The organism is Peribacillus sp. YIM B13477 (assembly GCF_042787955.1).
GTDB classification, from domain to species: Bacteria; Bacillota; Bacilli; order Bacillales; family DSM-1321; genus Peribacillus; species Peribacillus frigoritolerans.
The window spans coordinates 308,616-334,045 of the sequence record NZ_JBHZPD010000001.1 but is presented as its reverse complement, the minus strand read 5'-3'; the positions used below and the strand labels follow the sequence as shown (position 1 = coordinate 334,045).

The following is a 25,430-nucleotide window of genomic DNA, read 5'->3' as shown; positions in this document are numbered from 1 at the left end:
TTCCCCTCTATTTACGTGGTTTTTTATAAAAAGGTGTTTGTATTATAACGGCTTTCAAACGTTTGGAACGGATTTCCACTTCGACTTCCGCATCCAGCACCGAAAATTCCTTATCGATAAGTACCAATCCAACGTTTTTCTTCAATGTTGGCGATTGGGTACCAGTCGTGACCTCGCCAATGACTTCATCACCGCTGTAGACCTTATATCCATGACGTGGAATGCCACGGTCAATCATTTCAATTCCCACAAGCTTCCGGGGAGCCCCTTTCTCCTTTTGCTCAGCAAGAACGGCTTTCCCGAAAAAATCAACTTCCTTATCCACTTTTACTGCAAAACCAATCCCAGCTTCTATCGGGGTGATGTCCGCCGAAAGCTCCTGCCCATACAGCGGCAGTTTCGCTTCAAAACGCAGGGTATCACGAGCACCTAAACCAATCGGCTGAACCCCCTCTTCCTTACCGGCATCCATAATCGCCTTCCAAAGTGCAGGGCCATTTTTACTGTCGCTATATATTTCAAAACCATCTTCACCAGTGTATCCAGTACGGGATACCAGCGTGGAGATACCGTTAATCATGACATCATCCTTGAACCTGAAAAATCCAATTTCACTTAAGTCAGTACTTCCGGATAGTTTTTGTAATATCTTCTCTGCAGCTGGTCCTTGAAGTGCCAGCTGTGTATAGTCACTTGATACATTCGTAATTTGGGCATCTTCCGTTAAATTAGCTTGCAGCCAATTGAAATCTTTTTCTGTATTCGCTGCATTTACCACGAGCAGATAGTCGTCCTCAGCCCTTTTATACACGATAAGATCATCAACCGTGCCTCCGTTTTCATAACACATGGCGGTATATTGGGCACCGCCCTGTTGCAGCTTTGATATATCATTGGTCAGCATCTTCTGTAAAAAGGAAAGGCTCCCAGGCCCCTTAACATCGACTTCCCCCATATGGGAAACATCGAATAACCCCGCTTTTGTCCGTACGGCTTCATGTTCATCCTTTATACCCGAAAATTGGACAGGAAGTTCCCAGCCGCCAAAATCAATCGTTTTACCTCCGTATTCACGATAAACCTCAAATAGTGGTGTTCTTTTTAAATTGGTCAAAAAATGACCCCCTTCAGATTTTTTTAAAAATTAATTGGCTTCATTATCAAAAGCTTCTTGTCATTACGCATCAGATACATCCTGATTCATGATGTGAAAAAAGCACAAAAAAAGGACAGAGAAAGCCCGTTTGAGCTTTTTCTCTGTCCTGAAACCTGAAAGTTTACCTATGTAATAGGTTTTCCCCTTTGGTGGCCGTCCCATAACGGGCGGCGCTCTCCAGAGTTGCGTCCAATAAGAGTTCTTTTGCCTGAGAGATTCACTGCTAAGTTTGCTCCTTCGGCGCTACATCCGTAGTCTCTCCCCTTATCTTCACCCGCATATAAATGGTCTACCATTGAAAGGAAGCGAATAAGCCCCAAGCATCGGTAAAACCTTTGAGCATAAATGGAATGCATTCTCTGCCAATTCTCCTAAAACTTCAGAAACCGTTTGACTGATCTCCTTCAGTAATCTTGGATAAATTAGGAGCCTATAGCCCATACTAAGAAAACGCGAACTGCAAAATCGATGTACAAACATTCTTTGTAGCGTTTGGAAATTGGAATTTTCTAAATATACTTATATCCTACCCTAAGAAACTTATCTCTGCAATATCTTTTGAAGAGAAATATTTTTCTTACTTCACATATGAAATGTTCGGGTTTTGACCTTATATTAAGGAATTTATGATTTAAGAGGGAGTTATTTCTATGAAAATCAATATATCCTTCAATTCTGAATGGAATGACGAGTTTCTGCAAAAGATGGAAAATGACGGTCCATGGGGAAATTGGGAGCTTTATAAGTTGGCGGTTCAAATGGAGGAAAACCTTATCATCCCTGATTTTGAAGGTTTACAGGCGCCCAAGCACCTTCCTCAGTTAACCCCGCTTCCCCATCAATTGGAAGCGGCGAAGCAAGTAGTGGAAAAAATGAATGGAAAAGCCATTTTGGCTGATGAGGTAGGGCTGGGAAAAACAATTGAAGCAGGCTTGATCCTAAAAGAGTATATGATTAGGGGCCTTGTAAAAAAAGTATTGATCCTTGTTCCGGCTTCCCTTGTCACACAATGGGCATTTGAATTGAATACCAAGTTTCATATTCCGGCAGTCGTTCAGAGAAAAAGTTATGTTTGGGACTCCTGTGATGTGGTCATTTCATCCATTGATACAGCGAAACGCGCTCCACATCGGGATATCATCTTTACTCAGGAATATGACTTCATCATTATTGATGAAGCTCATAAACTTAAAAATAATAAGACGAAGAACTATGAATTCGTCCAAAATCTGAAAAAGAAATTTTGTTTACTCCTGACAGCCACTCCGATTCAAAATAAAGTCGAGGAGATATTCCACCTCGTTTCGTTATTGAAACCGGGCCACTTGGGAAATGCTTCGCTCTTTTCGGAAAAGTATAAAGGGAAAGGTCGGAACATCATTGAAGATGAACACCTAAAGGAACTGGTCAACACTGTCATGATTCGAAACCGGAGGGCCGATACTGGCATTGAATGGACAAAACGGCATGTAGAAACCATCACCATTGAATTTTCTCCAACGGAACAAGCATTGTATGATGCCGTTTCCAAATTTAAGCCAATTTCGGATGGATCAAAAGGAAGCGCCTTTTCGGCTCTCACTCTCCAAAGGGAAGCATGCAGCAGCAGAGAGGCTGTCTTTTATACATTAAAGAATATGAGAGATAAATATGATCAGCCTTCCCCTGATTTTTTGGCAAAGCTTGATGATTTATTTACTAAAGTGAATGAAACGGTCCAGAACTCAAAGGCTGAAAAAGCTTTGGAACTGATCAAGAAAATTGATGACAAAGTGATTATCTTTACGGAATATAGGGCGACTCAATTATATCTCCAATGGTACCTACAGCAGAATGGAATTTCTTCCGTTCCTTTCCGAGGCGGTTTTAAGCGTGGAAAGAAAGACTGGATGCGTGAATTATTCCAAAAGAATATTCAGGTATTAATCGCAACAGAAGCTGGCGGGGAAGGGATAAACCTTCAGTTTTGCCATCACTTGATTAATTTTGACCTGCCCTGGAACCCAATGAGGCTTGAACAGAGAATTGGACGGATTCACCGCCTTGGTCAGGAAGAAGATGTGATGATTTATAACTTTGCCACGAAAAATACAGTTGAAGAACATATACTGAAGTTGCTATACGAAAAAATAAATTTATTTGAAAAAGTAATCGGTGAATTGGATGATATCTTAACCAAACTGGATATTAACAACATTGAAGAATATTTAATTGATGTGGTCGGCGAGTCCAAAACAGAAGGCGAAATGAAAATCAAGATGGATAATTTTTCATCTTTGATCCAATTCGCTCAATCAATGAAGGAAGGTGAGGTTCATGCAGCAACGGGAAATTCATGATTTTTTAGTCACTTTCTTTAAAGCCAATGATTGTGAAATACTGGATAATGCACCAACCCACCTTACAGTGCAATTGACGATTGAGATGGATAAAGAATTAATGAACAGACCCTTTTATTGGCATTATCTAGAAAAAACAGGAGGTGTTCCGAACCCGGCACAAATCACTTTCATTACCGATCCAGAACAAGCTCCATCCGATTTAAAGGGAGAAATGATTCATTTTGGCTCCCCTCGCCTTCACCAGATTATTCAATCAACAAAAAAGCTGGCAGGGTATACTAGACTTTTTGAGAATACGCCTCCATCAAAAGGCAGAAATAATCCTTTGTTTCCTTGGCTGACCCTGAATGTGAAAATATCCTATCAATGCGACCGTAAAAAAGATACTTTCATGTCAATCGGACTGAATTTAATCTCTGGTGAAATAATGGAAGGGTTTCACCATCGGGTTTTACCGATTAATGTCACTCCGAAAATACCGGATTACTCCTTTACGCTTTCACCTCTGATCATGCCCAAGAGTGGATTGGCAAGACTTGATACATACATCAGAACCAGTTTCGAGGATGATGACCATTCCTGGGCGGAGGAAGCAATGCTGCGCTGGCAGAATGACTTGAATTTATTGGAGCATTTTTACAAGGATATGGACGAAAAAAGTGAGAGCTATTATACCGAAAAAGAAGCACTAAAAGCACAATATGAACCCAACATCAGAATATCCATCATCAACGGAGGATTATTTTACCTTTCAGATAGGGCGTTGGGATAAGGAAAGAACAAAAAAACAGATGTCCAAGTTCAGGACATCTGTTTTACTTTTTGATCGTTTTCCTTATAAACATCGACAAAGCAAAAGGGACAATGCCAAACCAATGTGACATACCCTGGTTTTTATCCTCTTTTCTGTGAAGGCGTTTTTCTTTTCGTTCTTTTTTCGTCAGATTGAAATACTCGACAAGCTGCTGCGTCAGATATTTAATATAAGCGTTTGTAGACATATAAAATCATCACCCTACGCAAAGTATGTCCGGTTTACGCTTTTTTTATTCCTTTCCTTGCTCCCTTCACCGTAAACCTGTCGCGTTCCCTAATAAAATGGTGTTGATTTTGCTATTACACAGCTTGCTTCTCCAACCATTCTTTCACTTCTCCCGCTTCTTTATCGTATTGAATGATGACCCTGCCCTCTCGATCATTTTTAGTTTTGGAAGAAAACTCGATATAGACGTAAGGACCTTCTTGCTTCATTAAGGAATATCGCACCACACCATTGGGATATGATATTTCCCCCTGGATGATTTTCGGAATCTCTTCGCCCCACTCTGCCGTCACATCCTTGATGGCTAGATGGACAAGATGGTCGGCCACAAGCGACTCTTCCACTTCTTTATAAAACTTTTTATCAATGATAAACTGGTCGATCATTAGTATCGTGAACATAATGAAAACACTCGCCACAATCATGACCATCGGGAAAACGACTCCTTTTTGATTATTCATCAATTTTCGTACCATTCCTAAAGAAAGGATGAAATCTTCGACTGAAAGTAGTCCCTGCTTTATCCGTTATATTTATAACAATGACACTGCCATCCTTATTGACCTGGAATTCCGAAATGTTCTGCAAGATGACCTCATGCCCCATACCATCCACTCGTCTTCGGACCTTATCTTCATATTGTTCCAGCGATGCTAATTGTTCACCTGAAAGCAAATATAATTTATTTCCCATTACATCTTGTGCTTTGGAACTCCGGACCTCCTGCTTCATTTGCATGGTAAAGACCTCCCACTCCTTAGGATGCAATTTATCAACGGACCTCATCTGGGTGTGAATGATCGAGAAGAGCTGCAGAACAAAAAGCGACGTCGTCATTAAAATCAATAAAGAAAAAAGCAATTCGATCATCGTAAAGCCATCATTTTTTCGCAGCATCACAAATGGATTCCCAATTACCCGTTTCATGTTCATAGCGTACACACCCTTCAATCATTCCCGGGAAATCCCCATGGTCCTTCCAAAATAATTCAAAGCTTCTTTTTTTGTAAATGATCTCCTGACCAACTGCTTGAATCTCCCCATCCATGAACGCCGTCAATCTTTCATATAATATATGGTGGGCTTCGGTCCTTACGGGAATATCTTTCCGCTGCGTCAATATCTCTTCAAGAATTGGTAAAATGGCAAGGGCCAGTAATATACAAATAGAAAATGCCGCCATCAGCTCAAGATAGACGTACCCTTTACAATTTCTCAATCCGGAACCTCCCTTTACCGATATTGAGGACCAGCTTGTACTTTCCCTTTGAGGTATCAATCATAATCGTTCCGGCTTTGGATGCATTTCCATATTGATTAAAATGAAATCTGAACCCCAAAGTGCCGCTTAAAAACTGGATATCCTCTGGTATGCTTCTCTCTAAAACGATTCCCTCCTTATAAGACGAAACGGTATAAATCTTTTCGGTATTATCAATATGGAGGTAAATCAAGCTCTTATGACTGATGGCATACTGTTGAGCATAGAAAAGATCCTCATGAAATTGTGAAAGAAAAAGCCTATTTTCCATTCCTTTAGTGAAGCTGGGATATAGATTAGGACCGATGGAAATTAGGAGTACAAAAATAGCGAGGACAATAAGGGTTTCAGATAGTGTATACCCACCATCGGAATGCCGTATATTCACTTCTCTCCTACTCAACGACCGTTATCTTTCCTTTACTATCCAAACTAATTTCATCCCCATTAGGGCATGATGTCTGTTTGAGATAGCCTTGACTTTCCAATTCACCGATACTTTCGGGCAGTTTAGCATTATCGATTTCATAGGCCTGCACCTGTGCTTGGGCCATCTTAACGAAAGCTTCACATCCTTTAGACTGGATTGTGGATTGGTTTTTCGTGATATTGGGGATTGTTATAATCAAAAGGATGGATATCACCAGTAAAACAATAAGCATTTCTATTAGGGTAAAACCACGTTCATTCATCACTTTCTTCAACATATCATCATGCTCCTAAAAGCATCTGAATACAGATGACCTTCGGGCATTTTCACCTCCGGAATACAAAAATGAAATCCTATAAACCTTCGAGCAGTGAGAACATCGGCAGCAAAACCGCCAAATAAATGGACACGATCAAAAGACCTATCAGTGAAAACATTAGAGGCTGAATGATTTTCAAGATTGCATTCATTCTCTCTTCAATTTTCTCCAGTATAAAACGACTGTAATGAAGTAACTCGGCATCAAGTCTGCCGTATTTTTGACCATTTGCAGCGACCACCGGTAAATTCCCATCAAAATATGGGAGCTCCCGAAATATCATTTCAAGTGATCTGCCCTCGATCAGATCATCCTTGATGATATTGCAAAGTTTTTGGTAAAAAGGCTGCTGTTGATTTATCGAGAATAATTTGATGCTATCGTTAATCGATAGTCCTCCGGAAAGCAAGCCACTGAATTGGCTTGCAAAAAAATAAGTTTCGTATAATTTGATGAACGTCCCGAATATCGGAATTCCCATCAAAATCCTTCGCTGCCTTAATGGGCATAATCCATTGAACCAAAATCGTTTGAGTGCATACAAGAATAGGAGCAATCCGAGTAGTAAGAAGGGTAGTGCTGGAAGAATGAACGTGGAGGCTGACATTAATCTTAAGAGAATATGCTGATCGACATCCATCGTGAAATAGATGGTCTGGAATTGGGGAAGGAGAACACTCTGAAGAATATAAAAAACGATGCTTACAAAAAAGACTAAGAATACGGGATACACCATTAACTTTTTTACTTTATCCATATCCTCGATTCTTTTCTTCCAATATCGCCCCCCTTCTTTCAACGCCCGTTCCAGGTCGCCATATTGTTCTCCATAAAATATATAACTTACAAGCTGCGGATGAAAATTAAGATGGGTCAGCACCATGTGCAACGGGTAGCCGTTCCTTAAATCGGCTATAGCCTGAGTGAAGTCTTCCGCTTTCTTCTTTGATTCCTGAAACTCAAGAAAATGTAAAGCTTCCGCCAAAGGATAACCATGATTCAATAATTCACCTAGCTTCGAAATAAAGACCGCCTGCTCTTTTACCTTCCATTTACTTTTTGGTTTCATGGTAGACCAGCCGTTCATATTCCTGAGATCCCACATAGCCCATCGCAACCGCTTTTCCGATTTCATCCTTTAATTGGCGGTAGCTGACCGTTGCCTTACCTTTTTCATCTCCCATTATCCGGAGAACTTCAGCCAGACTTTTTCCATATAGCAATTCATATACACTTGCCCTTTTATTCCTTGCAGTCATTTTGCAAGCTAAAGCACAGTCCCCTTTACACGGAAGACATCGCAATTCAACCAGCCGCTGCGCTGTCACGCCAATCAAAGTCTGTTCAACCTCAAGTAAGCTGACACCAAATTCCAGTAATCTCGAGATGGCGCCCTGGGCGTCCCTCGTATGCATGGTCGTTAGTATCAAATGACCGGTTAATGCGGCACGGACTGCGATTTTGGCAGTTTCTGCATCCCTGACTTCCCCAACCATGATCACGTCCGGGTCATGCCTCAGAACAGCTTTTAGGCCGACTGAATACGTAATGCCCGCCTTTTCATTGATTTGGACTTGCAATACCTTTTCGGATACATTTTCAATGGGATCTTCAAGTGTAATGATATTTCGATTGATCATCTCATGGGCGTGGTGAAGCAGGGAATATAGTGTCGTGGTTTTCCCACTTCCGGTCGGGCCGGTAAATATGAGCATGCCATGGGAATGCTTCAGGAGTGCAATCAATTTTTGAACGGTGTTTGGAAATAAGGATAACTGTTCTAGAGGAAGGATATTCTGTTGGGGTATTAAGCGGATGACCAAACTTTCGAGATGGGCAGTGGGTAAAGTGGAAAGGCGGAGTCCGACCACCTGGTTAGCCAAATTGATGGTGATGGCACCACTCTGGGGCCTCCTTTTCTCCCCTATATCCATCGAGGCAAGGAACTTCAAATGAGCGATCAGCCTTTCAGCTTCAAAGAATGATAATGTTTCCTGGGGAACAAGCTTATTGTCTATCCTGAATTGGATGTGAGGCCCCTCTCCGCGAAAAAAAATGTGGATATCCGATGCCGATTCCACGATGGCACGGGTTAGTATTTTTTCTGCGGTCTTTTCAATCGATATCAATTCATTCATCACCTCCTATGTTTCTTGTTGTATTGATTCGACAATCCACGACAAATTCCTGCTTCAGAATAAAAAAAATTCCCGAAAAAAATTCGAGAATCATCTCACATGCTCATTTTCAAATCAAGTCTCCGGGAAACCAAATTTCTTAATGCATCTACATTATGGCCAATCACCAGTTTTTCCCCGTCTATGAGAATGGGCCTTCTTAATAACTTCGGTTCTTTTGTTAATAATTGGATGACATCAGAAAGCATCATTTCGTCAATATTAACTTGTAAGTCTTTGTAAGCTTCACTTCTTGTCGCCAAGACTTCATCAAGTCCCTCCGATGTCAATTCAAGAATTCTTTTTAACTCTGCTACAGTTGGAGTCTCTCTGAATAAATGTCGCTCATCGAAGGATACTTGATTGGCGCTTAACCATTTTTTGGTTTTGCGGCAAGATGTACAGCTTGGATACGAAAAGAAAGTTAACTGTGCCATACTAATCACTCCCCGTTCACATTTTGTATACATTTATAGTTTATATAACCATTGTACAATGTTTGTATAATTAATGTATATATATTTGCTTTATAAAACCGTTTTAAATGTGAACGTTTTTTAAACTAAAGAGTGTTTGCCCTTTCCCTTATTCCATTTTTTTCTGCCTGCTTTATAATGGACATAGGTAAACTATGGAATAGCAGGAGGGTGTAATGGAACAAACGTTAAAAATAACAAACGTGTTAGCTGATCCCACCAGATATTATATATATCAGCATATAGTGAACAACCATGGTGATGTATCGGTACAGGAAATCGCCGATTCATTCAACATCCATCCAAATGTTGCCCGTCTACATTTGTCAAAACTTGAGGATATCGATATGTTGACCTCGATTTCCCGAAAGACCGGGAAAGGCGGCCGCCCAAGCAGACTTTATCGATTATCTGACAAAGTCATACAGCTTCATTTTCCATATAGGAACTATCAGCTGCTTGCAAAGATTGCCGTCCAGTCGATGATGACATTAGGGGAACAAGGAAAACAGGCTCTTTATGAAACGGGAAAAGTATTCGGGGAGGAATTGATCAATCAGCAACTAGCCCTGAACTCGACATCGATCGATCGGCTTGCTTTTGCGGAAAAAGTCAACATGCTTAAAAATGCGGCTACCATTGCAGGGTTATCTCCTGAAATACAAGCAAGCGAAGAAGAAAATAAAATATCCTTCCGTATCTTCAATTGCCCGTTTAAGGAAGTTACTGAAGTCGAGCCAGGAACAATCTGCTCCATGCATAATTCATTTCTAAAAGGTATGTTCGAAGCCTTGTTTGAGAATGTCACTATTGTGGAAATAGAAAATATGATGTCCAATTGTGCAGCATGCTCATACCAGGCTTCGGTTCTCACATAGAAACAAAAGGCATCCTTTACATTACCTTACAATTTCATTTATAATTATTTAGAATGTACACGACTAGACATAAGGAGGGATTCGGATGGAACGCATGTTCAGAGTATGTGGATTTTGGACAGGAATTATGGCCATTTTCTTTTATCTTGGCCATATGCATCAAACGTCTTTGCTTTTCTTTGCACAAACGATCTTTTTTGTACTTTTAAGTTATTTGAAATTATCCGAGCGCATGTATATCTATGTTTTCGGCGCCTATCTTACCGTTTTCTTTGCAGGATTTTCCTACTGGAGCGTATTTATGATGACTCCGGGTGCTGCGCATTAAGAACAAGCAATATTACATAACCCATGAATTTGGATTCATGGGTTTTTACTTGTCACCATTCAGGAAAGATCCTTACATCATCTGCTAAATTCTTAGATTGAAGCAACACTTTGAAATGTTCACTAAATCCCCCAGGAACGATTAGCCCCCGGATTGCCCGATTACGCTTTGCCGTTTTCGAGAATGGATCAGTTCCTTGATGGTCCTTCAATTCCTCTAGTATCCCTGCTTTAAGCAAGAATTCATTTTGAAGAAAAAGCCCTCGATTGGAAAGATCCTTTCTTTTTCCAATCTCGATTAATGTGTCAAAATGGATATGTGTCGTCAGATCCATCTCACCAGGATACATAAGTGCATCTTTAATCATTTGATGCCTATGATAGCCCCTCAAGCTCCCTTGAAGATGAGCTGGCTCCTTCCATTCCCTATCGGTATAGCCATAATCAATTGTAAGGAGAATACCCGATTCAATACAGGAAACGATCTTCTCATATTCACGGATCATGTTTAGCGGAACTTCGTATCGTTGTTTTTCATTTAAGGTGATTTTTCGTTCAGTAAGGTAAAAAAGAATGTCAGGGTTGTCCAAAGGTTCTCTCTCTTCTATCAAATCGCCTTCCTTTTCAGTGACGAATACCTCTACCAAGGCTCCCTTATACTTTTCAATGACATACACAGGCAACGCGTCGAAAAGTTCGTTTGAAAAGACGATTCCTTTTACATTCGTCCATTTTTCTAAACTGGCAGCAGAAACTGCCTGTTTGAATATCCCTAAACGTTCGTGCTGAACCTTTCTATGAAATGGACTGCCATCCACAAGAATATAAGTCAAAGAGTCCCATATCTGCGGTTCCGTTTCTTTTATGTAAACGAGGATGTCATACGCCAGTTTACCGTCCCCTGCGCCAACCTCGATGATTCTTGGTGAAACTCCGCATCTTTTTATCAAATATACGAACCATCTCGCCAGTGATCTCCCAAATGCATCCCCAACATTGCCGGACGTATAAAAATCCCCTCTTGGGCCAATCTTCTCTTTTGCGCGTGCATAGTAGCCTATATTTGGAGTATATAAAACAGCATCCATATAGTCATTATAGGAGATTCTTTTTTGCGGGCTTCCTGCAATCAATTCCTTTAAATGATTTTTCAACACAATAGCCTCCGTCTCCATGATTTTCCACCTAACATAGTAAATAAGTTTTTTTAACGACATTCATACATGAAAACAAATTTAAAGTTCACAAAATGTTCAAATTTTTATCTCGCAGTTATAACAGTGCATCCACTAAATGAATTTAATAATAGGCATCTTACTTCAGAGGAGGTTCAAAAACATTGGGGTAGACCCTGTTTTTTTATATTCAGTATAGTTCCGGATTTGAACCATTTCAATATTTTTACATAATTAAGAACTTAAAAAACAGGTGCCATTGCGGCACCTGTATAAGTAATTATCTCAAAAAGGGATTAGTATTCTTTTCATCCAGAATCGTCGTGACAGGGCCATGACCTGGAAAAACGATAGCATCATCAGAAAGTGTCAGCAGCTTCGTTTCAATGCTATTTAAGAGCACTGACTCGCTTCCGCCTATTAAATCGGTTCTGCCAACGCTTCCTTGGAACAAGACGTCCCCAGAAAAGAGGAGACGTTCGTCCTTCACATAATACGAAACGCTCCCTGGTGAGTGTCCAGGGGTTTCGAATACTTCGAAAGTGAATCCTCCAATCGTAAGCTCTTGCTCATTTGCCAAGATGTGATCGGCAGGCTTCATTCGCATTGGATTTTCAGGGAACCAGTTTTGAGAACCATTCAATGCTGGATCAAGTAGCCACTTGGCCTCTTTTTCATGAATATATGCAGGGATTCCATAATGATCCCGAATAGCATCCAGAGCACCGATATGGTCAAAATGTGCATGTGTCAATAAAATCGCTAAAGGCTTTAAATTTTTTGTTTGTATGTACTGTATAATTTTCTGTGGCTCTTCACCCGGATCGAAAATGATGCAATCCTGTCCATCGGAAACTACATAACAATTCGTTTGCAGCGGGCCTAGAGGAATTTGTGTCCATTTCATTTCCATCAACTCCATTATGATTTTCTATCCTTATCTTACACTAATTAAGCTGCTAATGTTAATTCAGTTTTCTCATGTCATAGAAGTGTCACCTATTAAGCCTCGACAAATAATTGAAAAAATATTAAGATATTAACAAATGCAATCTTTTCTACATATTTTTGGTAGTTGCCTTATTCTCTGGGTATATTATTAGGGATTAGGTATTCATTATGAAAAAAGGGGGTTTTGACATGATATTAATGGTTGTTTTCGGACTTGTGGCTATATTAGGAGTAGCAGCTGTGTTTACCTCATTAAAAAAGAGAAACTTCTTAGGATTCATTTTTGCAGCCGGCAGTGCGGTCGTGTTTGGCTGGTTCACTGTCATGACTGTCATCAACAGCGGTTTTCCTGTTGCCCATTGAAGAAAAAAGCTCGCCATCCGGCGAGCTTTTGTTTTAGGTTATCATGTTTGTTTGAACAATCTTTTTATTTGATGGGTTTTCATATCAATGATTTTCTCAAATTGATATCCATATAAGCAGAAGTTGCCATCAAGCGAACAGCTTAATGGTTCATTTTCCATGTCCTTCATCAATTCTTCTTGTGTGCCTTTTTCCCAATTTAATTTAGTTAAGGTAAACCTTCCCTCATATTGGTCCGCATCTTTTGATTCATTAGGAATAAACGTTATGAATTCCTTGTTTTTTTCAATGAAATCATAGGATGGAATGACCCAATCTGAAAAGCTTTTCAATAGTGGCACGGAAAAAGAGTGGATCGGCTTGTTTGTTGGATCATAAAATGCATATGTACCCCGATCTTGTTTTTCTGTCTCCACTTGAATCGTCATCAGCGCTTGCTTCATTTTTTTAAAGTGAATGACATCGAGCATAAGGCTGTCTGCCCCATCCCCATGCAGCGCTTTTCTTTCTAGGGGAGCCGTCAAAGAAGGTTCTTCTTTGTCCCAATCCAAAAACATCAAGTCATTTTCACTTGCCCATTGAGCAAAGGGCTGTGGAAAGTCCAGGGTTTCCATAGTTTGTTCATCTGGATTCAATACATAACTGCTGTATGTCCAATCTTCATAAAAACTCGATACAAACAACCGGCCATCTTTAAATGAATTCCACTCATAAGCTAATTCATAGGCTGGGATTGCCACGGAATACAGTGGATTCCCCGTTTTATCGAGTATTGTGATTGATGCTTTATCCGAAGAGGTAAAAGACGACAACAAAATATGCGTACCAGACGGACTGATCGATACTTCAGAAAACGCTAAAGCCGGCTGATAGAAAACGGAAGTTTCATTCGTTTCCAAATTCCATTCCATCAACTGGGATAATTCATTACCATCCCGCTTCACAGAATATAAAATGGTTTTCGAATCCAGCCATCCAAAAATGGCTTCGATTTTTTCCGTTTCTGCGGTCGGGACCTTTAAATTGCTTACTGAAGTTTCCTGGTTAGATTGGGAGTGTTCTTTTTCCGTATCATTTACGGGTTTACTAAGGTCCTTGGAAGGCTCACAAGCCGAGATAAGAAGGATAGTGGAGATAAATAATGGGACGAAACACAACATCTTACAAATGGAAAGCCGCATACAAAGTGCTGCTTTGGATACTTTAATCTCCACACACCTCCCACTTCAAAACTAAAACGCCTGGCATATGTGAGCGAGACATTAGAAAGAGAGTAAGGATTAACCAATCGAATCCTTACTCTCTTTCATTATAAAGTAAAAAAGAGAAAATGTGGCGGATAATGATCTTATATTTTTTTGGAAGTATATTCATTAGGGGGATGCATCACATATATAGGCCTGCCATCAAAATCTTGACGGAATCTTCATATATACCAGGCAAATGGGATAGCGGAAGCGGATTGATGCCCTTTCCCAGTTCGATTGTGAATCCCCCGCGTTTGAATTCCTGAATGAACCAATCTTTATACCCAGCATGGCTGTCAACGTATTTTACGGCCCGATATCCGCTGCGCTCCTCAAACTCCCTCGCAACATTCGCTGCCTGTTCAGGTTCATGTCCCTCATATCCCCAATAGAATTCTTTTCCCTGGGTGTGAAGTGCAAGCACTCGTTCAAAATTCCGTCTTACTGCCAGCTCCTTCATGGCCAATGCTTCTGGTTCTGATAACGCGGTTTCTCCTGGAAAATCCCTCGGTGCAGGGGCTTTTGGAATCTTTCTGCGCTTTTCAACCTCCCAGTTAGCAGGATATTGGTTATTCAGGTCTACACCGCGGATATTGGCTTTCCAAGCATAAAAAGCAGGATTGCCATTATTTATTTTTAAAACATCAACCTTCCCCTCTGCCGCCTCCTCCCCCTTTAGGACAAGGTCGACTCCATCCGGATTCACCATTGGAACGATCGATATGGACATATCCCGGTAGTACGGCATACAATCCATTCCGCAAAGTGTACGATCATTCGTTACTGCCAGCAGAAAATCATTCAGCCATTTCATCAGAACCGACGTAGTGATCCATTCATTAGCGTGGAATGAACCGTTATAATGTATGATCTTTTCACCTTGACCGATTCTTACCTCAAGGAGTTCTTTTCCCAACACACTCTTTCCGACCGACTCAACCTTAATAAAGGGGTAATGACAAGATAGAACATCAAGATCGTCAAGAAGTGATTGATATTCGTAGGGCTTGTCGGTGACAATCACGGGATTCATCACCCGGACGGGTACGGAAAAAGGCTTTTGTCCATCTTGATTCAATAATACTATCCCATCGATTGGCAGGTGATATTGTAAAGCGATTTCGGCAAAATCGATATCTAACCGGGATTCTTGCTGAACAATGTATCCAGGTATCTGTACTTCGATGCCATTTGGCAAAACTCCGCCAGTAATGGCCGGATTGGCATCCTCAATCAAAACCCGGGGAATTTGGAACAATTGACTGTAATATGCCAAATCATCCCCGCTTCTGCTCACAACTTTCATTCAGCATCCGCCCCTTTCATCGTTTTATCTTTATGAAGGGAAAAACAGAAAGATGTTCAGGAAGTCTCTTGTTTCATAATTGTAAGGAATACTGATTTCCCTGAAAAAGCGAAAAAACCTGGATTGCGCCAGGTTTCCTTTTTCAAGGCTGCTCATAAAATCGGAGCAAATCCCCGTAAATGATTTTGTCGGAGTAATCAAGCTCCTGCTTTGCCTTTTCCAAATACTTCTCGCATGGATCCTTTGCAGTCGCCGCCCCGGTGTTTTTTTCATAGCAGGTATCCATCGTATAGAGGTAATCCTTCGTGATGAAACTGCTATCGCGCAAAACGGTGAATTCTAATTTCTCTTCTGAAAATAGATCTTTGCCGAATTCAATATAATCATCATTTTCAATTCCCAATAAATGAAGGAGAGTCGGCCTTACATCAATTTGGCCGGAAACGGTGGAAATCGTTTTTCCCTTCTGCCCGGGGACATGTATGATGAGCGGGACACGCTGAAGCTGGATCGATTCGAAAGGCGTAATTTCCTTCCCAAGGAACTGGCTCATGGCAGCGTTGTGATTTTCAGAAATTCCATAATGGTCTCCGTATAGAACAATGATGGAATCCTCATATAATCCATTACGTTTCAAATCGCCGATAAACTGCTCCAAGGATTCGTCGGTATAACGTACGGTCGGAAAATACTGATTCAATGTTTTGGAATTAGAATCGTAAGGTTCCAATGTCCGGTCTTCTTCATTCAAAGTGAATGGAAAATGGTTGGTTAACGTTATGAACTTGGCATAAAAAGGTTCAGGCATCCTCTTCAAGTGAGAAATTGATTGTTTGAAGAACGATTTATCATTCAAACCCCAATTGATGGAATTCCCTTCAGACACTTTGTATTCATCACTATCATAAAACCGTTGGTACCCAAGAGAATCGTACATTATGTCACGATTCCAAAAGCTTTTATTATTGGCATGCAAGGAAGCCGTATAGTAACCTTTTTCCGTTAAGATTTCAGGTGTGGCTTTGTATTCATTTTGGGCATGAGTGAAAAATACTGCACCTCTACCTAAAGGATAGAGGGAATTCTCAATAATGAATTCTGAATCGGATGTTTTCCCCTGGCCGGTTTGGTGATAAAAGTTATTGAAATAATAGCTATCTTTAATGAATTGGTTCAGAAAAGGAGTGATTTCTTCCCCGTTGACAGTTTTATTGATGACAAAGCTTTGAGTGGATTCCAATGATATAAGAATCACATTTTTGCCTTTTGCCAGACCATAAAGTTCATCATTAACTTCTTTTTGATTGGCACGGACATAATTTTCAATTTCCGACAATTCACTGCCATCAGCAAGTGCACGTTGAGCTGATGATTTCGTCTGTAATATTGCATCATAGAGGTGATAATGGTACGTACCGATATTCTTAACGAGGATTTCGCGGTCAAACGTTCTTGTCAGGAGTTCAGGACGCGCCGCTTCCGCTAAAGCTAAGTTAAAAAATGTCACTCCTAAAGCCATTAACAAAAAGAATTTACGGTCCTGGGGATTGTATCGACTTTCATGGAATGTTTTTGGTTTGTATTTCAGCAGAAGCATCAAGAACAGAATATCGGCAAAATACAATAGATCACTCGGATTGATCAATTCATGTACACTGCTTCCAAGGTCGTTCATATTGCTCGTTTGAAAAAGAACGGGAATGGTTAAAAAATCATTGAAAAAGCGAAAAAAAACAAGATTGGCAAAGAGGACGAAGGTGATGAAAAAACTCATGATCAATAAGTATGCAGTCCGTCTATTTTCTTTTAAAAATAGATTCACGCCAAGTGTAAGTAAAAGGAAACTGACAGGATTGATGAATAGTATGAACTCCTGGATCCAATTATCAATATCTATCTCAAAACTTGTTTTATAGGCGATATATGTTTTAAGCCAAAGTGAAATCAATACGACCCAAAACAATGAATATCCCTGTTTTTTGAAGACCCTTTTCAATCTGGTCCCTCCTCATCGAAAAAGCGCTGGATCTGCGATCCAGAGCCTCAATAATGGGTCATGTTTCTCCCCCTCAAAAAGGGGGAACTATCTTTGAAGATTCCATCTTTTTTTCTTAAAACCCAGATTGCCAGAGGACAGTATGGGATCACGTATTCATTTGGCTTTTAATGAGCCAGGCTGCACCTATTACCCCTGCATCATTGCCTAGAGTGGCCAGGCTGATTTTCGTTGATTTACTAACCCGTTTGAATGCATACTTTCCGAATGCAGAACGGACAGTATCAAGCAAAATGTCTCCCGCTTGTGAAACGCCGCCGCCAATGACGATTTTATCTGGATTCATGACATTCCCAACATGTGATAGTGCCAGCCCCAAGTAATTGCCTACCTTATCCACCACAGCTTTGGACAAGGGATCACCTGCTGCGGCGCATTGGAATAACAGTTTGGAAGTAACCGTATTCCCCTCTTCTACTTTCTGCTGAAGCAATGACTTTTCATCGGCGGCATTCAAGGCTTCTAAAGCCATACGGACGATTCCCGTTGCCGAAGCAACCGTTTCCAAACAACCAGTCTTGCCGCAATTGCATGGTGCCCCTCCGTCCGTTACGACCGTTATATGGCCTACTTCCCCAGCAGCTCCACTGGTACCATGGACGATTTGGCCATTATGGATGATTCCGCCTCCTACACCCGTTCCCAAAGTGACACAAACGAGGTCTTTGGCTCCATTACCGGCACCTTTCCACATTTCTCCCAAAGCTGCCATATTGGCATCATTATCGATCACAGCTGGAAGAGCTGTCTCCACCTCCAATAAATCTTTTAAAGGATAGTCCTTCCAGCCAAGATTGACGGCTTCATATATGGAACCGTTAACAAATTTCACAGGACCGGGAGCACCCATCCCTATCCCTACTATCTTACTCTTCGGTTCATTAAGTTCCACGAGCTTCGCATCAATTGCTTTGGCTATGTTAATCGTGATGTATTTTCCCTTTTCGGAGATGTCCGTGCTGATTTCCCACTTATGAATGATCTCGCCGTATAAATTGATTAAAGCCAGTTTGGTAGTTGTACCGCCTAAATCCACACCCATCAGCCACTTTTCCATCATTCTCACCTTTTTTATCAATTTTTTTTCTGTTTTTCCCTTTCAAGAGACAATTGCTGCCTGATTAAAAGAATCGCCATTTGATAATCTTCCGTATCCATCATCTGCATACGGTGGAGTTCCCTTATTTCGGTCTCCATCAGTTCAAGCTCGGCTAAGCGATCGCCAATATAGATAAATGTACCAAATCTTTTCAAGTATTGTTGAAGATCATAATATGTTTTCATAGTAAACCTCTTTACTCTTTTCTTTAGGAAAGTATATCGAATCAGCACCTCTGTAACAAGCACCCATTTCCTCTTTTGATAATTTCCCCATCCCCCTCATACATGTCCAACTGTATTCATATGATGAAATATCAAGAATGTGGACTCCTTTGATTTGATTTAACAGCTTAATGTTTTTAAACCATTCATCACGCGTGAAAACGGAGGGGAAAAATGAAAGTACAATTGAAGTATACCGTCTTTTTGGTTTTAACCACCATTTTTGTCATCCTTTATTTATCAAATCATAAACGGACAGAGGAAACCATCATTTTTTTTCCCATCGATTCCTCGCTCCATTTTGAACATGCTTCCACCAACCTGACACCTAAAGGTACCGGGGATTCCACCTATACCATCACTTGGAGGGTGGATTCTACGTTGGACCAGCCTGCTTACTTACGTCAGGACGTATCGCTTTTATACAAAAATGGAAAATTGGCAGGAGCTTTAAAAAATTGGCGCCAAAATAAACAAGAACTCTCTCAAAAAGCGAAATATAAAGAATCCGAGAGTGGGCGTTATGAAGCTGTAACGTTTCATTATGCCGAGGTTCATCCAAGTGACACCATTTTCACCAGTGCCCAGCAGCTCAGTAAAGATAAACTCTATACAGTAACGACACCGGTTTTTCAATTTTTCCACCGCCCCCTGTCAGAAGAACAGATTCAGTGGAAAAAAACGCTGGACGGCTTGACAGATCAAACGGTTCGAAATGGTTTGGAGAAAGCCGGGCAATCCTTTCAGGTTAATCTTGATCAGTACAATATCATTTCTTTAACAGATCTGCCTTCTAAGAAAAACCAATGGCTTGCTGCCTTCCCCCAATTCAAACGGGAAGAAATTGTGGGAAAACTATGGGAAGGACTATACAAAAATTATGTGTTGGGAGTAAAAAAGGAGGATGGCTCCACTGTGAGTCCACAAGGTAGCACCATCCCCCAATTGCTTATGGCGAAGAATCAAAGGGAAATACTTGTCTTGTTTACCCTGAAAGACGGTACTCCAATCATGCTGCGTCAAGAGTTATAGTTGCTTTTCGATTTCTTCCAGTAGTTTAGTGTATGACTTATTATCCGGGGCAAGCTCAATAGCCTTATCAGCTTGCTCTTTAGCTTGATCGAATGATTCGAGATTCATGTAGACCAAGGCAAGATTGTAATGGGCTTCATGCAAATCCGGATTACTTTCAATCGCCTTTTCATAATAACCCTTTGCTTTGTATATGTCCTTTTTATCAAAAGATAAATTTCCGAGCATAAAGAGCGATAGCGGTGCATCAGGATTTGACTCCACATATTTGAATAACATCTCTTCCGCCTTATCCTCTTCATCATCATCAATATACTTTTGGGCCAGCATTGCCATGGTATTATCATCGATAGCTGCACTTTCCTGATGATTGAATCCAAATTGCAGCAGGGAATAGGTCAGTATTACCGTCCCGACCAGAAAAGCCAGCTGCCGAAAGATATTCTTGGATTTTGGCAGATGGACCACTCCAGCAGCCAAGAACCCTCCGATCAAACCTCCGATATGCCCTGCATTGTCAATTCCCGAAACGGTGAAACCATATATTAAGTTAATGATGATCAACACGATCACCGATGAGCCCATCGAGCGCATGAATAATTTCGGATAGACGATGCCAAAGTACAGAAGTGCCCCAAAACAGCCAAAAATGGCCCCGCTCGCTCCTGCGGAAAGGTTCGGGGTCATGATGAAGCTGCCAAGGGTTCCAGCGAAACCAGCGAATATATAGATGAAAAGGAACCTGGCATTACCGTAAATCCTTTCAACTTCAGCACCAATCAAATACAGCGAAAATGTATTCATCAGTAAATGAATGAACCCAATATGGACGATCATCGGTGTAAAGAACCGCCACCATTCCCCTTGGATGATATAAGGGGAAAATTTAGCGCCAAACTCAATCAAAGTCTTGGAATTGGTGCTGCCCCCATTAAACTCCATCAAGATGAACACTGCTATTTGTACCGCCATGAATATATATGTAAAGAATGGCTTATTGGCATTTTGAAATACCTTCTGTTCGGCCTTAGCCTTTTTGACTGACTCCGAGATGGCATTCTTCTTTACTTCAAGAACCTTTTCCTCATCTATTTCATTTTCCTCAAGAACTTGAATTGAAAGTGGTTTTTTCAAAACATGTTCAAGGTTTTGCAACGAATCATGAAAGTTCTCACAAGTTAGAAGGAACGTGTTGACATTCGTTTTTTTAAAGGAGGCCACCCGTGAACTAAAGTCATGATCATCAACCGGGGCGAATTTACTAACATAGATACTTAATATGTTTATGGGCTTTTTGTATAATTTCCTTCTGATTCTTTCCCCATTCTGCAATGTTCGCTCGATATCGCGTTTCAGCCAATTAGCCCAATCCAAATCATGCCGGATGAGTCTTATGACTGGAAACTCCTTATTCTTATCGCTCTCAAGCCAAATCTCCTGATGGTTTTCCGTGACTGTGATCATTCGATAATCGTAATGGGCAGACAACTCCCTTATGGTTTCCCAAAAAAAATAATCCTCTTTAAATCCCAATGCCTTCCCCACTTTCCAATAAAACTTAAGCTTCTAAAATTCCTGTTCTTTAATTAAAACTATAGACGAAATCATGTAAAAAGTAAAAAAGGAGACTGTTTTCCCGCTCCTAAAAAATAAAAAAGGAACCCCTGTTCAGGTTCCCTTTTCAAGATGCCGGCATCCTCATTTGGTCTGAGTGAACATGCTTTGCATCATTTTATCCCTGAACATTGGCATATCCAAGGATTTAGTCACTAGAAATCTTCTCAGTATGCCGTTGGACAGCGCAACATTTATCAGGCGGTACCGGTTTTTGTAACCTGCATAAACAGCTAAACCAACCAAGAAGATCTGAATAATTAATCGAAGCATAACAATCCCTCCTATCAATAGTGTGATACAGGATAGGATTTTTATGAGCTAAAAGTGATAATTAATGAACTTCTTCTTAATGGGCGTACGTGCGTATAACCTTGGATGGGGTAATGAGTTTGCCCACCGCTAGATCATGTACCTCTATCGGGAGTTCATCCATTAATTGAAGCTCGTATGTAAGGGCCAATGTATCTCCTCGGTAATTAGATAGGAAACGGTCATAATAACCCCCTCCAAAGCCTAGGCGATACCCTTCCTTGGTAAAAGCAAGGCCGGGTACGATCAATGCGTCCAATTCCTCTTTGCTGGCCTTGGCTGTTTCAGCCACTGGTTCCAGCAATCCGTAATAAACAGACTCGAGCTGATTGAAGGACGAAATTTTTTTGAATTCCATTGTCTTTTTTTCGGGATCACATTTTGGTACAGCCACTACTTTTCCTTCGCTCCATGCTTGTTCGATGATCCGTACCGTTGGGACTTCAGGCGGAATGGAGATGGTGATGCCAATGGTATCAGCATTTTTCCATTCTTCCAATGCAAATAAGTTTTCAGCGATTCTGTTGGATAGTTCTTCATGTTCCTCTTTAGTCAGCTCCATTAAACGGGACCTAACTTCTTGACGGAGCTTATTCTTGTTTTCTCTCATCTCTTCCGACTCCTTTATTCTACTTCTATCATTATCTCATAATATTTGTCCATTTACGAAAATACGGTGTCGGAAATCGCCGAATCATTGGTGCATTCTGGTGAAAATATTTACTAAAGGAAAGAGAGAAAAAAAGGACTTAAAAAAATGCATAAAAAAACAACAGGAAAAATCCTGTTGCTTACTTTGTTTCACGGTGAGTCGTGCTGCGTTTTTCTCTTGAGCAGTATTTTTTAAGCTCAAGACGGTCTGGATTGTTACGTTTATTTTTTTTAGAAATATAGTTACGGTCTCCACATTCAGTGCAAGCTAATGTAATATTTACGCGCATTGTGTATTTCCCTCCAAACATATTGACATTTTCACATAGGACTTTTCTATAATATCATTATTCAATGCGAATTGCTAGTATGTTTTTCGGAAAATCCAACATAACTTTTTCGTATTCTTAATTGTTTACGTTTTGCATCGTCAGGAGGAGTTGATTATTTATAACTTTCGCTTCTTCTTTCGTTTCGGCATGAATGACCCAAGCCACAGCTTCCACACATTCTTTCGGTAAGATTTCCGTTTCTAGCGTAAACACACTGGTAACTTCCCCTTTAGCGAGCGGTGAATAAGCCAGGAGACCTTCTTTCAAAGATTTGAAGCATCCTTCTTGATAAAGGCTTCCCTTACCTTGGATGCAATATTGAGAGATGCTTTTTCCTTTCACCAATCCACCCAATAAGGCAATCGATTGAGGGGCTACATGTAAAATGGCCCGTTCATTCGGGCTGTAAAAAGCCACCGCCTGCCTTTCGAAAGCGTTTTCATAGTGAAAAAACACTTTTGGGCGCTTGGTCTCGAATGAGGTATTCCTGATCGTGAACTTCGAAAAGGTCACCTGCCCTTGGGTATACGTCTGTGAAAGTGTCCGGATCTCTCCATTAGGATGACTCATCATATCCTCCTCAGGATACCAATCAAAACTCTCATCCATCCATAATCCAGCCTTTAATCCCTTGCGAAATAATTCCTGGTTATCCTGTGGCATATACGCGAATAGCGAATTCATATAATCATCCCTTCCCCTTCTTTTATCTTTATATTACTTATCGTTAGGCGCTGACAGTGAAACTATCCACTTTAAATTCTGCACACCGTTTTCTTATAGGATCATTGATTTTTAATAATTCAAAATATTTCGTTTTTTTCGATTTATTCTATCCTTATGTTAGCACTGAATTGGCTGATGGACAATAAACACATTTTGTCGAATTTTATGTACGTTATCTTTCAAAGGTTTTTTTCCCATTTTCATGCCTAATTTTTTTCCATCAACGACGGTCACATCGCTTTTCGACAATATTTGAAAAAAAACAGACAATAAATGAAGTTTACTGCCTACTTCCGAAAATATAAAAATATGAAAATCCCCAATTTTTTTCGAATATGTGTAAACTATAAGCATATTGTCGAAAATTAACTTCTGAGGTGAAAACATGGAAACACTTATCGTCCTTCTTTTTTCATTAGCGACCGTCCTTCTCATCATTTCCTTTTTCGGTAAAGATAAAGTTCCCAAATTAGAAGAAGATTTAGAACAGATGACACTAACGTATATGCAGGATATCTACCAATTAAAGAAGAAGGTGAAGATTCTTGAAGAGGAATTCGTTATCCAGGACGACCCTGTTCCCTCTGTAAAGGATCAATCAACTGTCACTTCCAATGATATCGAACCCATACATGAGATTCTAAAAAGCCAGGTTCTATCTTTATATAGTCAAGGTCTCACTTTGGACCAGATCGCTAGACAATCCTCGTTAACGCGGGAACAAACCATTTCAGTGATCGAGCAGCAAAGATTGCGGGGTGAATGAACATGAAATAAAGCAAGACTGCAAGGTCTTTCCGCCGGCATCATTTTTTCAACAACAATCTTTGCTGCCCTATATTATGGCACCGGAAAGTTCGAAGGCACCACTCCCACTGCGGAGGAAACTAAGGAATTGCTCGTAAAGAAGGGATTCGTCGTTACACTTCCTACCGAGGAAGCTAAAAAGACCGTCCAACCGAAGGATCCGGATAAGGTTTTAATGGAGAAGGAAGCTTCAACCTATACAATTAAAGTGAAAACGAATATGACCACTGCCGAGATTGCCGATCTCCTTTCCAAGGAAAAAATCATCGATGATGCTGCTGAATTTGAAGCTTACATGAATGACCGGGATTTCTCGAAAAAAATACAAATCGGCGAGTTTGTCGTTACGAATAATATGACATATAGACAATTGGCCAATACATTGACACATTAATGAATAAGAGAGACTTTTAAATGGACTATGTCCGAGAAAAAGCCTCTCTTTTTTCAATTAGAATGGGGTCATTCATTCCTGCTGATATATCTTCCTCTTACAAGGAAGTAAATATTCTCTGCGATATTCGTTGTATGGTCCGCTGTCCTTTCCAAATATCGAGCAATTAGGGAAAGCTGCGTAACCTGCTGAAGGTTTTTTTCATCTGAAAGGCGTAGGAGACTTCGAATCATTTCTCCATAAAAGCGATCAACCTCATCATCCATTTCAATGATTTCTCTTGAAAGAACAACATCTTCCTTCTCAAATGCTTCTATTGAAAGTCGAATCATCTTTAATGTAATATCATGCATCTGCTTTAATGGTGTTAAAGGCAGAATAAATGGCTGGTCACCGATTCGGATCGCCGATTTGGCGATATTCACACCAAAGTCTGCCATCCTTTCAATATCCGAGGCGATTTTTATGGCAGCAATGATACGCCTCAAATCAATCGCAACCGGCTGTTGCTTAGCAATCAGTAAAATCGCAAAGTCATTTATTTCCTCTTCCAGTAAATCAGCTATTGTATCATCATCAATAACTTCAAGAGCCTCATCTACATTATTATTTTCCAGTGCGGCATATGATTTTGATATGGCACCTGAAGCTAAATTAGCCAACTTCACGATTTTCTCTTGCAGCTCTTTCAATTGAAGCTCGAAATTTTCACGAACGATCATTATCGCATCTC

At 40.5% G+C, this 25,430-nt stretch carries 31 protein-coding genes and 2 riboswitches; of the genes, 8 read left to right on the top strand and 23 right to left on the bottom strand.

Annotated elements, in window-relative coordinates; translation table 11 throughout:
- Positions 1–7 precede the first annotated feature (7 nt).
- On the bottom strand, positions 8–1,114 hold the full coding sequence (gcvT, locus tag ACFX4H_RS01660) for a glycine cleavage system aminomethyltransferase GcvT (protein WP_249597655.1): 1,107 nt from the start codon (positions 1,112–1,114) through the stop codon (positions 8–10).
- Between the two features lie 141 nt (positions 1,115–1,255).
- Positions 1,256–1,339, bottom strand: a riboswitch (glycine riboswitch).
- Positions 1,340–1,342: 3 nt separating this feature from the next.
- Positions 1,343–1,430: riboswitch (glycine riboswitch) on the bottom strand.
- Between the two features lie 376 nt (positions 1,431–1,806).
- Here gcvT and ACFX4H_RS01655 point away from each other — a divergent pair.
- Together ACFX4H_RS01655 and ACFX4H_RS01650 are read left to right on the top strand one after the other, a co-directional pair.
- Entirely contained in the window at positions 1,807–3,495 is a 1,689-nt protein-coding gene (locus ACFX4H_RS01655) for a DEAD/DEAH box helicase (protein WP_034308367.1), read from the top strand.
- A complete protein-coding gene (locus ACFX4H_RS01650; RefSeq protein WP_034308370.1) occupies positions 3,473–4,270 on the top strand; it encodes a YqhG family protein in 798 nt (265 codons plus the stop codon). The genes ACFX4H_RS01655 and ACFX4H_RS01650 overlap by 23 nt, the downstream gene beginning before the upstream one ends.
- Before the next feature lie 43 nt (positions 4,271–4,313).
- Here the strand turns inward: ACFX4H_RS01650 and ACFX4H_RS01645 are convergent, their stop codons facing one another.
- From ACFX4H_RS01645 to ACFX4H_RS01605, 9 genes are all read right to left on the bottom strand, one after another.
- Positions 4,314–4,499 (bottom strand): YqzE family protein, encoded by a 186-nt coding sequence (locus tag ACFX4H_RS01645; protein WP_057278811.1) that lies wholly within the window; start codon positions 4,497–4,499, stop codon positions 4,314–4,316.
- Positions 4,500–4,614: 115 nt separating this feature from the next.
- The gene (comGG, locus tag ACFX4H_RS01640) at positions 4,615–5,001 is read right to left on the bottom strand and encodes a competence type IV pilus minor pilin ComGG (protein WP_053535692.1); all 387 of its coding nucleotides are present in this window, start codon (positions 4,999–5,001) and stop codon (positions 4,615–4,617) included.
- Positions 4,994–5,473 carry a competence type IV pilus minor pilin ComGF gene (comGF, locus tag ACFX4H_RS01635; protein ID WP_082201156.1) on the bottom strand — a complete coding sequence of 160 codons (480 nt, stop codon included), beginning with the start codon at positions 5,471–5,473 and terminating at the stop codon, positions 4,994–4,996. The genes comGG and comGF overlap by 8 nt, the downstream gene beginning before the upstream one ends.
- Positions 5,421–5,759, bottom strand: coding sequence for a hypothetical protein (locus ACFX4H_RS01630; protein WP_377433657.1), 339 nt, complete (start codon positions 5,757–5,759; stop codon positions 5,421–5,423). The genes comGF and ACFX4H_RS01630 overlap by 53 nt, the downstream gene beginning before the upstream one ends.
- Positions 5,746–6,189: a competence type IV pilus minor pilin ComGD gene (comGD, locus tag ACFX4H_RS01625; protein ID WP_249597656.1), complete on the bottom strand. Its 444-nt coding sequence runs from the start codon at positions 6,187–6,189 to the stop codon at positions 5,746–5,748. Before comGD ends, ACFX4H_RS01630 begins: the two co-directional genes overlap by 14 nt.
- 7 nt (positions 6,190–6,196) lie before the next feature.
- Positions 6,197–6,508: a competence type IV pilus major pilin ComGC gene (gene comGC / locus ACFX4H_RS01620; protein WP_034308384.1), complete on the bottom strand. Its 312-nt coding sequence runs from the start codon at positions 6,506–6,508 to the stop codon at positions 6,197–6,199.
- 76 nt (positions 6,509–6,584) lie between these two features.
- The gene (gene comGB / locus ACFX4H_RS01615; RefSeq protein ID WP_034308386.1) at positions 6,585–7,619 is read right to left on the bottom strand and encodes a competence type IV pilus assembly protein ComGB; all 1,035 of its coding nucleotides are present in this window, start codon (positions 7,617–7,619) and stop codon (positions 6,585–6,587) included.
- Positions 7,603–8,688, bottom strand: a complete 1,086-nt coding sequence (gene comGA / locus ACFX4H_RS01610; RefSeq protein ID WP_371748447.1) for a competence type IV pilus ATPase ComGA — start codon at positions 8,686–8,688, stop codon at positions 7,603–7,605. Before comGA ends, comGB begins: the two co-directional genes overlap by 17 nt.
- Positions 8,689–8,783: 95 nt before the next feature.
- Entirely contained in the window at positions 8,784–9,164 is a 381-nt protein-coding gene (locus ACFX4H_RS01605) for a Spx/MgsR family RNA polymerase-binding regulatory protein (protein WP_034308388.1), read from the bottom strand.
- Positions 9,165–9,379: 215 nt separating this feature from the next.
- On the opposite strand from ACFX4H_RS01605, the gene ACFX4H_RS01600 reads away from it, so the two are divergent.
- A complete protein-coding gene (locus ACFX4H_RS01600; RefSeq protein WP_034308391.1) occupies positions 9,380–10,081 on the top strand; it encodes a helix-turn-helix transcriptional regulator in 702 nt (233 codons plus the stop codon).
- A gap of 85 nt (positions 10,082–10,166) precedes the next feature.
- Positions 10,167–10,409: a DUF2626 domain-containing protein gene (locus tag ACFX4H_RS01595; RefSeq protein ID WP_034308393.1), complete on the top strand. Its 243-nt coding sequence runs from the start codon at positions 10,167–10,169 to the stop codon at positions 10,407–10,409.
- A gap of 52 nt (positions 10,410–10,461) precedes the next feature.
- Here the strand turns inward: ACFX4H_RS01595 and ACFX4H_RS01590 are convergent, their stop codons facing one another.
- A complete protein-coding gene (locus tag ACFX4H_RS01590) occupies positions 10,462–11,583 on the bottom strand; it encodes a class I SAM-dependent methyltransferase (protein WP_377433653.1) in 1,122 nt (373 codons plus the stop codon).
- 280 nt (positions 11,584–11,863) lie between these two features.
- On the bottom strand, positions 11,864–12,490 hold the full coding sequence (locus ACFX4H_RS01585; RefSeq protein WP_057278817.1) for an MBL fold metallo-hydrolase: 627 nt from the start codon (positions 12,488–12,490) through the stop codon (positions 11,864–11,866).
- A 233-nt stretch (positions 12,491–12,723) separates the two neighbouring features.
- Here ACFX4H_RS01585 and ACFX4H_RS01580 point away from each other — a divergent pair, with 233 nt between their 5' ends.
- Complete coding sequence (locus ACFX4H_RS01580) at positions 12,724–12,897, top strand: DUF2759 domain-containing protein (protein WP_034308396.1); 174 nt, start codon at positions 12,724–12,726, stop codon at positions 12,895–12,897.
- 41 nt (positions 12,898–12,938) lie between these two features.
- Here ACFX4H_RS01580 and ACFX4H_RS01575 read toward each other — a convergent pair whose 3' ends face one another.
- The 5 genes from ACFX4H_RS01575 to ACFX4H_RS01555 all read right to left on the bottom strand — a co-directional run bounded on the left by ACFX4H_RS01575 (position 12,939) and on the right by ACFX4H_RS01555 (position 18,790).
- Positions 12,939–14,111, bottom strand: coding sequence for a YqgU-like beta propeller domain-containing protein (locus ACFX4H_RS01575; RefSeq protein WP_377433651.1), 1,173 nt, complete (start codon positions 14,109–14,111; stop codon positions 12,939–12,941).
- A 172-nt stretch (positions 14,112–14,283) separates the two neighbouring features.
- Complete coding sequence (locus ACFX4H_RS01570) at positions 14,284–15,450, bottom strand: M14 family metallopeptidase (protein ID WP_241634561.1); 1,167 nt, start codon at positions 15,448–15,450, stop codon at positions 14,284–14,286.
- A 142-nt stretch (positions 15,451–15,592) separates the two neighbouring features.
- The gene (locus ACFX4H_RS01565; protein ID WP_249597660.1) at positions 15,593–17,446 is read right to left on the bottom strand and encodes an LTA synthase family protein; all 1,854 of its coding nucleotides are present in this window, start codon (positions 17,444–17,446) and stop codon (positions 15,593–15,595) included.
- Between the two features lie 148 nt (positions 17,447–17,594).
- Entirely contained in the window at positions 17,595–18,566 is a 972-nt protein-coding gene (locus ACFX4H_RS01560) for an ROK family glucokinase (protein WP_063575677.1), read from the bottom strand.
- A 14-nt stretch (positions 18,567–18,580) separates the two neighbouring features.
- A complete protein-coding gene (locus tag ACFX4H_RS01555) occupies positions 18,581–18,790 on the bottom strand; it encodes a YqgQ family protein (RefSeq protein WP_377433647.1) in 210 nt (69 codons plus the stop codon).
- 213 nt (positions 18,791–19,003) lie between these two features.
- On the opposite strand from ACFX4H_RS01555, the gene ACFX4H_RS01550 reads away from it, so the two are divergent.
- Entirely contained in the window at positions 19,004–19,861 is an 858-nt protein-coding gene (locus ACFX4H_RS01550; protein WP_249597661.1) for a hypothetical protein, read from the top strand.
- Here ACFX4H_RS01550 and ACFX4H_RS01545 read toward each other — a convergent pair.
- From ACFX4H_RS01545 to ACFX4H_RS01525, 5 genes are all read right to left on the bottom strand, one after another.
- Entirely contained in the window at positions 19,856–21,394 is a 1,539-nt protein-coding gene (locus tag ACFX4H_RS01545) for a rhomboid family intramembrane serine protease (protein ID WP_063590627.1), read from the bottom strand. The two genes, ACFX4H_RS01550 and ACFX4H_RS01545, sit on opposite strands and share 6 nt — an antisense overlap.
- Positions 21,395–21,559: 165 nt before the next feature.
- Positions 21,560–21,748 (bottom strand): hypothetical protein, encoded by a 189-nt coding sequence (locus tag ACFX4H_RS01540; RefSeq protein WP_034308414.1) that lies wholly within the window; start codon positions 21,746–21,748, stop codon positions 21,560–21,562.
- A 76-nt stretch (positions 21,749–21,824) separates the two neighbouring features.
- Positions 21,825–22,397 carry a 5-formyltetrahydrofolate cyclo-ligase gene (locus ACFX4H_RS01535; protein ID WP_063590626.1) on the bottom strand — a complete coding sequence of 191 codons (573 nt, stop codon included), beginning with the start codon at positions 22,395–22,397 and terminating at the stop codon, positions 21,825–21,827.
- Between the two features lie 181 nt (positions 22,398–22,578).
- Positions 22,579–22,728, bottom strand: a complete 150-nt coding sequence (gene rpmG / locus ACFX4H_RS01530) for a 50S ribosomal protein L33 (protein WP_028391797.1) — start codon at positions 22,726–22,728, stop codon at positions 22,579–22,581.
- Positions 22,729–22,845: 117 nt separating this feature from the next.
- Entirely contained in the window at positions 22,846–23,454 is a 609-nt protein-coding gene (locus tag ACFX4H_RS01525; RefSeq protein WP_034308418.1) for a hypothetical protein, read from the bottom strand.
- 427 nt (positions 23,455–23,881) lie between these two features.
- Here ACFX4H_RS01525 and ACFX4H_RS01520 point away from each other — a divergent pair, with 427 nt between their 5' ends.
- Positions 23,882–24,262 carry a hypothetical protein gene (locus tag ACFX4H_RS01520; RefSeq protein ID WP_377433643.1) on the top strand — a complete coding sequence of 127 codons (381 nt, stop codon included), beginning with the start codon at positions 23,882–23,884 and terminating at the stop codon, positions 24,260–24,262.
- A 129-nt stretch (positions 24,263–24,391) separates the two neighbouring features.
- Positions 24,392–24,697 (top strand): hypothetical protein, encoded by a 306-nt coding sequence (locus ACFX4H_RS01515; RefSeq protein ID WP_377433640.1) that lies wholly within the window; start codon positions 24,392–24,394, stop codon positions 24,695–24,697.
- 68 nt (positions 24,698–24,765) lie between these two features.
- Here ACFX4H_RS01515 and phoU read toward each other — a convergent pair whose 3' ends face one another.
- Positions 24,766–25,419, bottom strand: a complete 654-nt coding sequence (phoU, locus tag ACFX4H_RS01510; RefSeq protein WP_034308425.1) for a phosphate signaling complex protein PhoU — start codon at positions 25,417–25,419, stop codon at positions 24,766–24,768.
- Between the last annotated feature and the right edge of the window lie 11 nt (positions 25,420–25,430).

What these genes read in the sequence shown, in the direction of transcription:
- ACFX4H_RS01655 (WP_034308367.1), top strand. Translation starts at nt 1,807, where the DNA reads ATGAAAATCAATATATCCTTCAATTCTGAATGGAATGACGAGTTTCTG.
- ACFX4H_RS01650 (WP_034308370.1), top strand. Translation starts at nt 3,473, where the DNA reads ATGCAGCAACGGGAAATTCATGATTTTTTAGTCACTTTCTTTAAAGCC.
- ACFX4H_RS01645 (WP_057278811.1), bottom strand. Translation starts at nt 4,499, where the DNA reads ATGTCTACAAACGCTTATATTAAATATCTGACGCAGCAGCTTGTCGAG.
- comGG (WP_053535692.1), bottom strand. Translation starts at nt 5,001, where the DNA reads ATGAATAATCAAAAAGGAGTCGTTTTCCCGATGGTCATGATTGTGGCG.
- comGF (WP_082201156.1), bottom strand. Translation starts at nt 5,473, where the DNA reads ATGAACATGAAACGGGTAATTGGGAATCCATTTGTGATGCTGCGAAAA.
- comGC (WP_034308384.1), bottom strand. Translation starts at nt 6,508, where the DNA reads ATGTTGAAGAAAGTGATGAATGAACGTGGTTTTACCCTAATAGAAATG.
- comGB (WP_034308386.1), bottom strand. Translation starts at nt 7,619, where the DNA reads ATGAAACCAAAAAGTAAATGGAAGGTAAAAGAGCAGGCGGTCTTTATT.
- comGA (WP_371748447.1), bottom strand. Translation starts at nt 8,688, where the DNA reads ATGAATGAATTGATATCGATTGAAAAGACCGCAGAAAAAATACTAACC.
- ACFX4H_RS01605 (WP_034308388.1), bottom strand. Translation starts at nt 9,164, where the DNA reads ATGGCACAGTTAACTTTCTTTTCGTATCCAAGCTGTACATCTTGCCGC.
- ACFX4H_RS01600 (WP_034308391.1), top strand. Translation starts at nt 9,380, where the DNA reads ATGGAACAAACGTTAAAAATAACAAACGTGTTAGCTGATCCCACCAGA.
- ACFX4H_RS01595 (WP_034308393.1), top strand. Translation starts at nt 10,167, where the DNA reads ATGGAACGCATGTTCAGAGTATGTGGATTTTGGACAGGAATTATGGCC.
- ACFX4H_RS01590 (WP_377433653.1), bottom strand. Translation starts at nt 11,583, where the DNA reads ATGGAGACGGAGGCTATTGTGTTGAAAAATCATTTAAAGGAATTGATT.
- ACFX4H_RS01585 (WP_057278817.1), bottom strand. Translation starts at nt 12,490, where the DNA reads ATGAAATGGACACAAATTCCTCTAGGCCCGCTGCAAACGAATTGTTAT.
- ACFX4H_RS01580 (WP_034308396.1), top strand. Translation starts at nt 12,724, where the DNA reads ATGATATTAATGGTTGTTTTCGGACTTGTGGCTATATTAGGAGTAGCA.
- ACFX4H_RS01570 (WP_241634561.1), bottom strand. Translation starts at nt 15,450, where the DNA reads ATGAAAGTTGTGAGCAGAAGCGGGGATGATTTGGCATATTACAGTCAA.
- ACFX4H_RS01560 (WP_063575677.1), bottom strand. Translation starts at nt 18,566, where the DNA reads ATGATGGAAAAGTGGCTGATGGGTGTGGATTTAGGCGGTACAACTACC.
- ACFX4H_RS01555 (WP_377433647.1), bottom strand. Translation starts at nt 18,790, where the DNA reads ATGAAAACATATTATGATCTTCAACAATACTTGAAAAGATTTGGTACA.
- ACFX4H_RS01550 (WP_249597661.1), top strand. Translation starts at nt 19,004, where the DNA reads ATGAAAGTACAATTGAAGTATACCGTCTTTTTGGTTTTAACCACCATT.
- ACFX4H_RS01540 (WP_034308414.1), bottom strand. Translation starts at nt 21,748, where the DNA reads ATGCTTCGATTAATTATTCAGATCTTCTTGGTTGGTTTAGCTGTTTAT.
- ACFX4H_RS01535 (WP_063590626.1), bottom strand. Translation starts at nt 22,397, where the DNA reads ATGAGAGAAAACAAGAATAAGCTCCGTCAAGAAGTTAGGTCCCGTTTA.
- rpmG (WP_028391797.1), bottom strand. Translation starts at nt 22,728, where the DNA reads ATGCGCGTAAATATTACATTAGCTTGCACTGAATGTGGAGACCGTAAC.
- ACFX4H_RS01525 (WP_034308418.1), bottom strand. Translation starts at nt 23,454, where the DNA reads ATGAATTCGCTATTCGCGTATATGCCACAGGATAACCAGGAATTATTT.
- ACFX4H_RS01520 (WP_377433643.1), top strand. Translation starts at nt 23,882, where the DNA reads ATGGAAACACTTATCGTCCTTCTTTTTTCATTAGCGACCGTCCTTCTC.
- phoU (WP_034308425.1), bottom strand. Translation starts at nt 25,419, where the DNA reads ATGATCGTTCGTGAAAATTTCGAGCTTCAATTGAAAGAGCTGCAAGAG.